The 9,341-nt window shown below is 56.7% G+C and carries 11 protein-coding genes; 5 read left to right on the top strand and 6 right to left on the bottom strand.

From position 1 onward, the window contains the following. The 6 genes from ACIQ0R_RS08610 to queE form a co-directional block, all read right to left on the bottom strand. On the bottom strand, positions 1-589 hold a 589-nt coding region (locus tag ACIQ0R_RS08610; RefSeq protein WP_395826208.1), incomplete at its 3' end, for an ATP-binding cassette domain-containing protein. A gap of 221 nt (positions 590-810) precedes the next feature. Then, entirely contained in the window at positions 811-1,722 is a 912-nt protein-coding gene (gene bla, locus ACIQ0R_RS08615; protein ID WP_395826210.1) for a class A beta-lactamase, read from the bottom strand. A gap of 247 nt (positions 1,723-1,969) precedes the next feature. Next, positions 1,970-2,905 (bottom strand): muramoyltetrapeptide carboxypeptidase, encoded by a 936-nt coding sequence (ldcA, locus tag ACIQ0R_RS08620; RefSeq protein ID WP_395826212.1) that lies wholly within the window; start codon positions 2,903-2,905, stop codon positions 1,970-1,972. Further along, entirely contained in the window at positions 2,902-3,369 is a 468-nt protein-coding gene (gene tadA, locus ACIQ0R_RS08625; RefSeq protein WP_395826214.1) for a tRNA adenosine(34) deaminase TadA, read from the bottom strand. Before tadA ends, ldcA begins: the two co-directional genes overlap by 4 nt. 24 nt (positions 3,370-3,393) lie before the next feature. Continuing rightward, positions 3,394-3,843 (bottom strand): 6-carboxytetrahydropterin synthase QueD, encoded by a 450-nt coding sequence (queD, locus tag ACIQ0R_RS08630; RefSeq protein WP_395826216.1) that lies wholly within the window; start codon positions 3,841-3,843, stop codon positions 3,394-3,396. A 35-nt stretch (positions 3,844-3,878) separates the two neighbouring features. Beyond that, positions 3,879-4,514 carry a 7-carboxy-7-deazaguanine synthase gene (queE, locus tag ACIQ0R_RS08635; RefSeq protein WP_395826218.1) on the bottom strand — a complete coding sequence of 212 codons (636 nt, stop codon included), beginning with the start codon at positions 4,512-4,514 and terminating at the stop codon, positions 3,879-3,881. A 538-nt stretch (positions 4,515-5,052) separates the two neighbouring features. Between queE and ACIQ0R_RS08640 the strand changes: the two genes are divergently transcribed. The 5 genes from ACIQ0R_RS08640 to ACIQ0R_RS08660 all read left to right on the top strand — a co-directional run bounded on the left by ACIQ0R_RS08640 (position 5,053) and on the right by ACIQ0R_RS08660 (position 9,230). Further along, positions 5,053-5,142 (top strand): DUF2256 domain-containing protein, encoded by a 90-nt coding sequence (locus ACIQ0R_RS08640; protein ID WP_395826220.1) that lies wholly within the window; start codon positions 5,053-5,055, stop codon positions 5,140-5,142. Continuing rightward, complete coding sequence (locus ACIQ0R_RS08645; RefSeq protein WP_395826222.1) at positions 5,135-6,703, top strand: cryptochrome/photolyase family protein; 1,569 nt, start codon at positions 5,135-5,137, stop codon at positions 6,701-6,703. Before ACIQ0R_RS08640 ends, ACIQ0R_RS08645 begins: the two co-directional genes overlap by 8 nt. Next, a complete protein-coding gene (locus ACIQ0R_RS08650) occupies positions 6,687-7,988 on the top strand; it encodes an FAD-binding domain-containing protein (RefSeq protein WP_395826225.1) in 1,302 nt (433 codons plus the stop codon). The genes ACIQ0R_RS08645 and ACIQ0R_RS08650 overlap by 17 nt, the downstream gene beginning before the upstream one ends. Next, positions 7,963-8,364, top strand: coding sequence for a thiol-disulfide oxidoreductase DCC family protein (locus ACIQ0R_RS08655; protein WP_395826227.1), 402 nt, complete (start codon positions 7,963-7,965; stop codon positions 8,362-8,364). The genes ACIQ0R_RS08650 and ACIQ0R_RS08655 overlap by 26 nt, the downstream gene beginning before the upstream one ends. Before the next feature lie 446 nt (positions 8,365-8,810). Next, entirely contained in the window at positions 8,811-9,230 is a 420-nt protein-coding gene (locus ACIQ0R_RS08660) for a cupin domain-containing protein (RefSeq protein WP_395826229.1), read from the top strand. Positions 9,231-9,341 lie beyond the last annotated feature (111 nt).

Consider the following 9,341-nt stretch of genomic DNA (forward strand, 5'->3'; position numbering starts at 1 on the left):
CATCTTCCAGCCAGCGGATGGTGTTGATGTCGAGGTTATTGGTCGGTTCGTCGAGCAGCAGGATATCCGGATTCGAGAACAGCGCCTGCGCCAGCAACACGCGCAGCTTCCAGCCTGGCGCAACATTGCTCATCGGTCCCTGATGCTGGTCGATTGCCACCCCAACCCCCAGCAACAATTCGCCGGCACGGGCTTCGGCTGTATAGCCGTCATACTCGGCAAAGCGCGCCTCCAGATCGGCGGCCTTCATGTAGTCGTCGTCGGTCGCTTCGGGATTGGCATAAATCGCATCGCGCTCGGACATTGCTGCCCACATTTCGGTATGCCCCATCATCACCACATCCAGCACGCGCATTTCTTCGAACGCGAATTGATCCTGGCGCAACTTACCCAGGCGCTCGTTCGGATCGAGCATCACGTTACCGGCCGACGGCTCCAGATCGCCGCCCAGAATCTTCATGAACGTCGACTTGCCGCAGCCGTTCGCGCCGATCAGACCATAGCGATTACCGTCGCCGAATTTGACGGAAATGTTTTCAAACAGCGGCTTGGGGCCGAACTGCATCGTGATATTTGCGGTGGAGAGCATCTTAAAATTGAACTTTTCTTAATTAAATCAGTAGTTTATGGGGCAACCCGCGATTATACACCACAGACAAATAAGCAATGAATAGCTGCATATAAAACAACGACTTACCAGTGCACATCCCACAAAATCAGCTCCCCCGAAAGCCGCTAAAAATACGGAAACACCAGCACCAAGGCAAGATAGCTTTCCAGCTCCCCATCCTGAGCGCAGGCTGTAGCGGATCAATTGCCGCTGACCAGCGACGCCGCCAGACGCCCCACTTCGGCCAGCGCCGCCTCACGCGTCGCAACGTCGGCCCTGGAGCCGGTGAGATAACTGACAACCAGCACCGGTGCACGGTTTGGCGGAAACAAGACACCGATATCGTTGGTCGTGCCGTAGGCGCCCGAACCCGTCTTGTCCGCTACGCGCCAGCCAGACGGCAGAAATGCGCGCAGGCGCTTGTCGCCGGTTTTATTGGCGAGCAGCCAGTTTGTGAGCTGCTCACGCGAGCCTGGGGTCAAAGCCTTCCCCAGCACCAACTGGCGCATCGTGGACAGCATCGCATTGGGAGACGTCGTGTCGCGTGCATCACCCGGGGTCGCCTGGTTCAGCTGCGGCTCGATGCGGTCGAGGCGGGTTATCTTGTCGCCCAGCGAACCGAGATAAGCCGTCAACTTTGCCGGGCCTCCAAAGCTGTGTAGCAACAGATTGGCAGCCGTATTGTCGCTCAAGGTGATGGCGGCTTCGCACAGTTCTGCTACCGTCATACCAACGTCACCGACATATTTCTTGGTCACAGGCGAATAAGAAATCAAATCGGCAGTATCAAAACGAATACGCCGCGCCAATTGCTCATGGCCCAGATCCACACGCTTTAGCGTGAACCCCGCCGCCAGCAACTTGAAAGTGCTGCACATTGGAAACCGTTCGTCGCCGCGATAGGACTGCGCCTGCCCGCTTTGTGTGTCGATTATGGCGACGCCAAGCCGACCGCCGCTTCGGGCCTCTATCTGACGCAATTTTTTGCTCATAGAGTCGTCATCAGATTTGCCTGAGTTGGCCAACGAGGCCCAGGATTTCTGTAGGTAACCCCCAATGACGAAGGCTCCCACACCAGCAGCAAAATTTGTCGCAAATTGACGTCTTTTCATTTCTCACCTCAATACTGATTGTTGGCTAACCCGCCTCAAATCAAAACAAATGACGCCAGCAATACAGGTGCTCCGGGAATGGTTACGTAAGACGACCAGCAGCTAACCCCCCAATTAGGAGTCAGAGACAATTAGGGTCAGACAATTAGGGTCAGACAATTAGGGTCAGAGTCAAATTAATTATATTTCGCGCAGATTCCAAGGCCAGCGTGATTACCCGATGATCAGCCAACGGGTAAAAAACCAATCAGGAATTCAACGCAAAGGGATTCTGAAAACGCAATTGAAACCCGTTCGAATCCGAACGCAGCTCGGCCTGCACGCCGAGCGGCAGCGTTACTTTGTCGCGGATGTGGCCAAATGACAGGCCGGTCAGGATCGGCACAGAGACATGGGCGCGCAAAAAAGCCAGCATGGCATCGAAGTCGTGGCCGTTGTCGTGTGGCGCTAAACGATATTCAGAAAAATCGCCTAGCACGATCGCTTGCTGGCGGTTCAGGATGCCGGCATATTGCAGCTGCAGCATCATCCGCTCAATCCGATAAGGATGCTCGCCGATATCTTCCAGAAACAAAATGCCGTCTTCGATCTTCGGCAAATACGGGGTCCCGATCAAATGCGTCACCATCGCCAGATTGCCGCCCCAAAGCGTGCCGCTGACGCGCACATCGGGATTGCTGGCGGCGGCAAATTGCAATTGCTGATCCGGCTGCCGCAGGCATTGCCAGAAATGCGACATCGTGAAGTCGCTCAGTTCAACAGCGCCGAAATCGCTGCACAGCATCGGCCCGGCCAGGCTGGAGGCGCCGGTCTGCGCCAACAGCGCCAGATGCAACGCCGTGACATCGCTATGGCCGACGAAGATCTTCTTACTGGCGGCGAGGCGGCGCATGTCTAGCAGCGGCAACAGGCGCGACATGCCGTAGCTGCCGCGCAACGCCAGCACGATCTGCACTTGCGGATTGTCGATCGCCTCGTAGATCTGCGCTACCCGCGCCGCATCGGTACCGCCGAAGCGCTGGTATTTTGCCGCCGGGTCGTAGTAATCATAGACCACGCAACCCTGATGCTGCAGAGCCTGGATACCGCGCGCCAGGGCCTGTTCGTCGGGGGCGAAACCGCCAGGCGCAATCAGCGCCACGCCGATGGATTGTTTGGATTGTGTTTGGGTAGATTCGGTCACGATTGTTTTTGTTGAGCTTGCCGACGTTCGGCGAAAAATTGCTTGAGTAGTGTGCCACACTCGTCGGCCAGCACGCCAGCGCTCAGCTCGGTGTGATGATTCAATTTTTCCTGCTCGAACAGATTCAGCACCGAGCCACAGGCGCCGGTCTTGGGATCGCTGGCACCGTAGACCACACGCGCGAGGCGTGCATGCATCATGGCGCCTGCGCACATCGCACAGGGCTCCAATGTGACGTAAAGCTCACAACCGGGCAAGCGGTAATTGCCGAGAATGGCCGACGCCGCCCGCAACGCCATGATTTCCGCATGCGCGGTAGGATCGTGGTTGCCAATCGGCTGGTTAAAACCAGTCGCGATGACCTGGCCATCTTTTACCACTAACGCGCCTACCGGCACCTCCCCCAGAGCCCACGCATTGCGGGCTTGGGAAATGGCTTGCTGCATATAAATCTCGTCACGCATAGCTAGTCTGAAAATGATCGGCTATCAACGGTCTGCGGAAATTTCGGCCCAGCAGTTCGGGGTTTCGTGCAGCACCAGTTTTTGCAGGTGCAAGCCGGTGCCGTAGTGATCCTTGTAAGTTGCCTTGAGGATATCGTAAGCGGTACGCGCCAGGTTCTCGACGGTGGGAATGCGGTCGATGATGACGGTCTTGTGATTCGGTAGCGTCGCCAGAAAATCGCGCACTGCGGTGTCTTTTTCATAGACCAGGAAGGCATGATCCCAGACATCCGCCAGATGTTGCTTGGCTAATGTCTTGATGTCCGAAAAATCCATGATCATGCCGTTGTCGGAGCTACCCTCGACTTCGATGACGGCACCGACCAGCGTGATTTCCAGCGTATAGCGATGGCCATGCAGATTGCGGCACTGGCTCTTGTGATCAGGAATCCGGTGGCCGGCGTCAAATTCAAGTTTGCGGGTAATGGTAAGCATAAAATAATGGGGTCTCAATAAAATCTGAAATCGGCTCAGGGAATCTGCAGCAGCTTGTGAGTTTGCAAGCTCAACTTCCATTTCGGATTGCGTTTGCAGGTCTCAATCGCCAATTCCAGATTGTGCGCCAGTTGCGGGCCATCCATGGCCTGCAGATAAAAATGTTCGAAATCAAGCGATTCGTATGCTGCCAGCGACTGGCCGATTTGGGAAATCACTACTTTCAACTCGTTGCCCGTGCGCAGCTTCAACACCGAACCCATCTTCGGACTGACGCAAATCCAGTCGATGCCAGGCGGCGCCTCCAGCGTGCCGTTGGTTTCAATCGCAATCTCGAAACCTGCCGCATGCATGCTGTCGATCAGGGCTATATCCAGTTGCAGCAGCGGCTCGCCGCCGGTGAAGACGACAAACTTACTGGCAGGGTAGGTATCCGGCCACAATGTATTGATGGTGCGCGCCAGCGATTCGCTATCCTTGAACTTGCCACCGCCCTCGCCGTCTGTGCCGACAAAATCGGAATCGCAGAACTGGCACACTGCGCTACTGCGATCTTCTTCGCGGCCGCTCCACAGATTACAACCGCTAAAGCGGCAAAACACCGCAGGACGACCGGCATGAGTGCCTTCGCCTTGCAATGTGTAGAAAATTTCCTTGATGCTGTAGGTCACGGCGCTTCTCGCATAGTTTTATCAGCCCCCGATAACCGCGCGGATATCGGAGGAACATCCGGCGAACATCGTCAATACTTGCAGTTTTCCGTCATTTCCGCACGTTAAAACGACGTCTTGGCTGACCCAAGGGCGGATCAAATGCGCCGAAACTGCGCTCCAAAAGAGTTTCCGTCAACTGTACGCGGGTAATTTCGCAGTATTGTCGCAGTTTTTTTTTGATGCAACCGAGCATTTTACCGTAAACAGGCCAAGTCGCCCGACACAGACTCTTGCATGACGGACAAGGCAAAAAACGGACACACATACAAGACAATCTGCATCGCGCGTCAGCAATCCTATTGCAGGCTAATCAGTGGCTACTGACAGGGCCGCCTGACTAATGCCCAGGGCAAAGAAATAAATCGCCATTAGCGTAGAATCGTCATCTACACAGCACACAATCAGGCTTGATATGAGAGGCTCCAGCGCCACCTCCCAACACCGCGGGAACAAAGCAAACTTACCGAGCAAACCTTGTGTCGCATGCGGCTTACCGATGAGCTGGCGACGGAGTTGGTCTAAAAACTGGGCAGAGGTCAAATACTGCTCTGAAGCGTGTCGGCGCAACAAGGCGCGCAATGGCTAAATTGCGTGCGTTACTGGTGGTGCTGGGCGATCAGCTTGATCTGGACGCCGCCGCTTTCGATGGTTTCAATCCCGAGCAAGACATGGTCTGGATGGCCGAGGTGGAGGAAGAATCACGCCATGTATGGTCCAGCAAACAGCGCACAGCGCTCTTTCTGGCGGCCATGCGTCATTTCGCGCTGGCCCTTGAGGAACGGCGTCGCCCGCTGCACTACACCCGACTCGATGCAACTCACAACGCCGGCAGCCTGCGCGCCCAATTGGAGGCCGATATCGTTGAGCTACAACCTGAGCGACTGATCATGACGGCCCCAGGCGACTGGCGTGTTTTGCAATCAATCAAGGCATCTGCCGCGGCCATGGGCCTGCCGCTGGAGGTGCGCGAAGATCGTCATTTCTTTGTCAGCGTGCGTGAATTTTCGGCTCATGCCAAAGGTCGAAAATCGCTGCGGATGGAGTATTTCTATCGCGAGCAACGCCAGCGCCATCGAGTCTTGATGGGCTCAGATAGTTCGGCCGATGAACCCTTGGGTGGCAAGTGGAACTTTGATAGCGACAACCGGGAGGCCTTCGACGCCGACGGGCCAGGCTTATTGCCAGCGCGCGCAAGCTTCGAGCCGGATGCCATCACCCGTGAGGTAATCGGACTCGTCAATGCGCGCTTGGCCGACCACCCGGGACGGCTCGACAGTTTTGCCTGGCCCGTCACCCGGCCCCAGGCACTGCAATCATTGCAAGCGTTCATCGACGATAGACTGCCACTGTTTGGGCGCTTTCAGGATGCCATGTGGCCTGGCGATCCCTGGCTGTATCACTCACACCTATCTGCAGCGCTCAACCTGAAACTGCTGAATCCGCGCGAGGTAGTCGCCGCGACCGAGCTTGCCTATCATAATGGCGCGGCACCGCTTGCCAGCGTCGAGGGTTTCATCCGTCAGATACTGGGCTGGCGCGAATACGTCCGCGGCGTGTATTGGACCCAAATGCCCGGCTATGCTGAGCGTAATTGGCTCGATGCCCAGCAAGACCTGCCGGCCTGGTACTGGACCGGCAAGACCGACATGGCCTGCCTGCGCGACGCCTTGACGCAAACCCTGACTCACGGCTACGCCAATCATATTCAACGCTTGATGGTGACCGGCCTGTACACCCTCATACTAGGCGTGCGTCCGCAGCAGGTGCATGCCTGGTATCTGGCTGTGTATGTGGATGCAGTAGAGTGGGTCGAACTGCCCAACACGCTGGGCATGAGCCAATACGCCGACGGTGGCGTGATGGGCAGCAAACCCTATGTCGCCACAGGCAAGTACATCCAGCGCATGAGCCCGCATTGCAAAGGCTGCCGCTATGATCCGGCACAAAAAGTTGGCGAGCGAGCCTGTCCTTTCACGACGTTGTACTGGGATTTCCTGATGCACCATGAAGCCGTTCTGGCTAAAAATCCCCGCATGGCGTTACAGGTCAAGAATCTAAGCCGTCTGAGCGAAGCCGAGAAACAAGCCGTGATTGAACGTGCGGCGGCGATCCGCCGCAACGAGGTCGGATATGTACAGACGGCATAAAGCCGACCCGCCCGACAGCGTCCTGCTGGCACACGACCTTGCCAACAATCCTGCGCACGCTGCGGTTATGCCCACGCTCGACGCCGCCCGATCGCGCATTGCTGCAGTCAGGCCAGACGCCTATGCGCGCAGCCGCAACGCGATTGACGGCGCGGTAAGCGGTCTGTCACCCTATATCACGCACGGCTTCGTCTCTTTGCGAGAGGTTCTGGAGGGCGTCAACGCACGCCACGCGCTTGATGTGCAGCACAAGTTCGTCTACGAACTGGGCTGGCGCGAATTCTTTCGTCACGTTTGGCAGAACATGGGCATATCGATTTTCAGCTCCTTGCACGATGGCCCTATGCCCGAACCAGCATACGTGAGGGAATTACCGGCCGATATCCGCCAGGGCCGCAGCGGCGTGCCAGTAATCGACATGGCCGTACGCCAGCTATACGCCACAGGCATGCTGCACAACCACGCACGCATGTGGCTGGCCAGCTATGTGGTACACCTGCGCAAGGTACACTGGCGCTGCGCTGCCGACTGGCTGTATGCCCATTTGCTCGATGGCGACCTTGCCAGCAACCACCTGAGCTGGCGGTGGGTGGCCGGCACCGGCAGCAGCAAGCCCTACCTTTTCAATGCTGACAATGTGGCCCGCTACGCGCCGCTCGCCTGGCATAGTCATGGCAGCATCATCGATACGTCCTACGAGGTGCTGGATAGTATCGCCCGCAATCCAGCTATCCATTTAGCAGACGCGGGCGATAACAATTCGCTGCCGGCTGGCGTGACTGAACCACCAATGCTAAGCGCACCACCAAATTGGATCGGCGCCACGCCGCCCGAGGTTAGCGCGGTGGCGGCACGCGAGGTCTGGCTGATTCATCCTTGGAACCTGAGCGCGCTACCGGCCGAGTTGCCGCCAGACACAGTGGTGATCGCCATCTTCGTCGCCGATTTTCACAACGCCTGGCCCTGGAGCGACGGACGTTGGCGCTTTGTCGGCACGCGTATGGCAGAGCTGACGCCCATCCGCTGGTACGGCAGCGCAGCCGCCATCGGCCAGGCCCTGAGCCATGCCAGCCGGGTGCGCAGCGTGGCCGAGCCGCACCTGATGCCTTGGTTGCGGCAGTGGGCCGAGTGCGCGCCAGCGCCAATGCTGTTTCCTGCGGTTGATCGTCCGTGCAACTCCTTCTCACAATGGTGGACCCGTGCTTCGCGCAGCCTCCAATCCGCCACTCAACTGCTAGCGCCAGACAAGGTAACTCGCCATGACGACTCTGAAACCCGATTGTGACTCGCCAGCACTGACCATCTTGTACGACGGCGCATGCCCTTTGTGCAGCCGCGAAATCGCGCTGTATCAGCGCGCTCAGGCCAGCGTGCCGCTCTGCTTTGCCGATATCAGCGAGGCCGACGCTACATTACCTCCCGGTGCGACACGCGACCAACTGCTCCAGCGATTTCATGTGCGCAGTCCTGACGGCCAACTGCACAGCGGCGCCGAGGCTTTCGTCATGCTCTGGGCTGCGTTGCCCGCTTGGCGTTGGCTAGCGCGTACTGCCAAACTGCCCGGTGCGATGTGGTTGATGGAACGCAGCTATTGTCTTTTCTTACGCGGCCGACCTGCACTGCAAAGATGGGCGGCGCGCTGGGATCGCTCAGACTCATAGGGCAAGATTGTCTCAATGTTTCTGCAACTACTGCGGCAATTCCCCGTCGTCAACATAGTTACTTGATGGCAGGGCTAACCTGATTTGCGCTTCGCATAACTCAACGCGCAAGCGATCTCCGCCCCATCGCACAACGACAATTACTTGCTTAACACACGCCTCAGAACGTTCTGAGAACGATGCCCACCGCAGTGTACATCCAGGCAACGCGCGCCCCGCCAACGCCATGGCCCAATTCCATCAAATATTGTCCGAATAACCACTTTCGCCATTTGGGCTGCGACCCGATACTGTTTCTTGTCCCAGCAGTAACCAGCGAGGCAAGGAACGATATCTGATGAGCAATGCGCATTCATCACAAAGTCGAACGTCATTCGTAGGGACATTTACCCGACCTGAACGACGCAGCCTAATGCCATGAACACCCCACTATTTAAAGGAACCCGATGAAAATCGCATCTAAAACTCTACTGTCTTTGGCTTCACTTTTATTCACTACCCAAGTCTACGCAGAGACCGCATCCGCGGGCAGCTATTCCACCAAACAAGCCAGCAAGCTGATTTCCTTCCCGGCAGCTGATTTGAAATGGGTTGAAATTCCTGAAACGGGCGGCATCAAATACGCCAATGTCCGAGGCGACCTGACTGGCAAAGGTCCGTATGAAGCCTTTGTTATTTTTCCCGCCGGCAATGACAACCCTTATCACTCGCACTCTCAAGATTTACCGACAGTCGTGTTGAAAGGCGTGTTTTATGCGGTGATTGACGGAAAACGAGTCGAGTATCCGGCCGGCTCTTACTATAAATTGCCCGCCAAACTTCCACATTACAGCGGTTGTGCAACAGGTCCGGACTGTTTGCTGTAAAGTGGACCCATCTGTCCAGACAAATATCTGCATAGTTTAAGAAGCACTTCCTGCCTCCAATACAGCTGCGCGGCGCTGTCCCGGTTTTTCTGTTGCTCTTGGTGTTGCTGT

The sequence above is a fragment of the Collimonas sp. genome (assembly GCF_044339385.1).
GTDB lineage: Bacteria > Pseudomonadota > Gammaproteobacteria > Burkholderiales > Burkholderiaceae_D > Collimonas.

Excerpts from the sequence above, each read along its gene's own strand:
- ACIQ0R_RS08650 (WP_395826225.1), top strand. The coding sequence starts at position 6,687 with ATGTACAGACGGCATAAAGCCGACCCGCCCGACAGCGTCCTGCTGGCA.
- ACIQ0R_RS08655 (WP_395826227.1), top strand. The coding sequence starts at position 7,963 with ATGACGACTCTGAAACCCGATTGTGACTCGCCAGCACTGACCATCTTG.
- ACIQ0R_RS08645 (WP_395826222.1), top strand. The coding sequence starts at position 5,135 with ATGGCTAAATTGCGTGCGTTACTGGTGGTGCTGGGCGATCAGCTTGAT.
- tadA (WP_395826214.1), bottom strand. The coding sequence starts at position 3,369 with ATGCGTGACGAGATTTATATGCAGCAAGCCATTTCCCAAGCCCGCAAT.
- queD (WP_395826216.1), bottom strand. The coding sequence starts at position 3,843 with ATGCTTACCATTACCCGCAAACTTGAATTTGACGCCGGCCACCGGATT.
- bla (WP_395826210.1), bottom strand. The coding sequence starts at position 1,722 with ATGAAAAGACGTCAATTTGCGACAAATTTTGCTGCTGGTGTGGGAGCC.
- ACIQ0R_RS08640 (WP_395826220.1), top strand. The coding sequence starts at position 5,053 with ATGAGCTGGCGACGGAGTTGGTCTAAAAACTGGGCAGAGGTCAAATAC.
- ACIQ0R_RS08660 (WP_395826229.1), top strand. The coding sequence starts at position 8,811 with ATGAAAATCGCATCTAAAACTCTACTGTCTTTGGCTTCACTTTTATTC.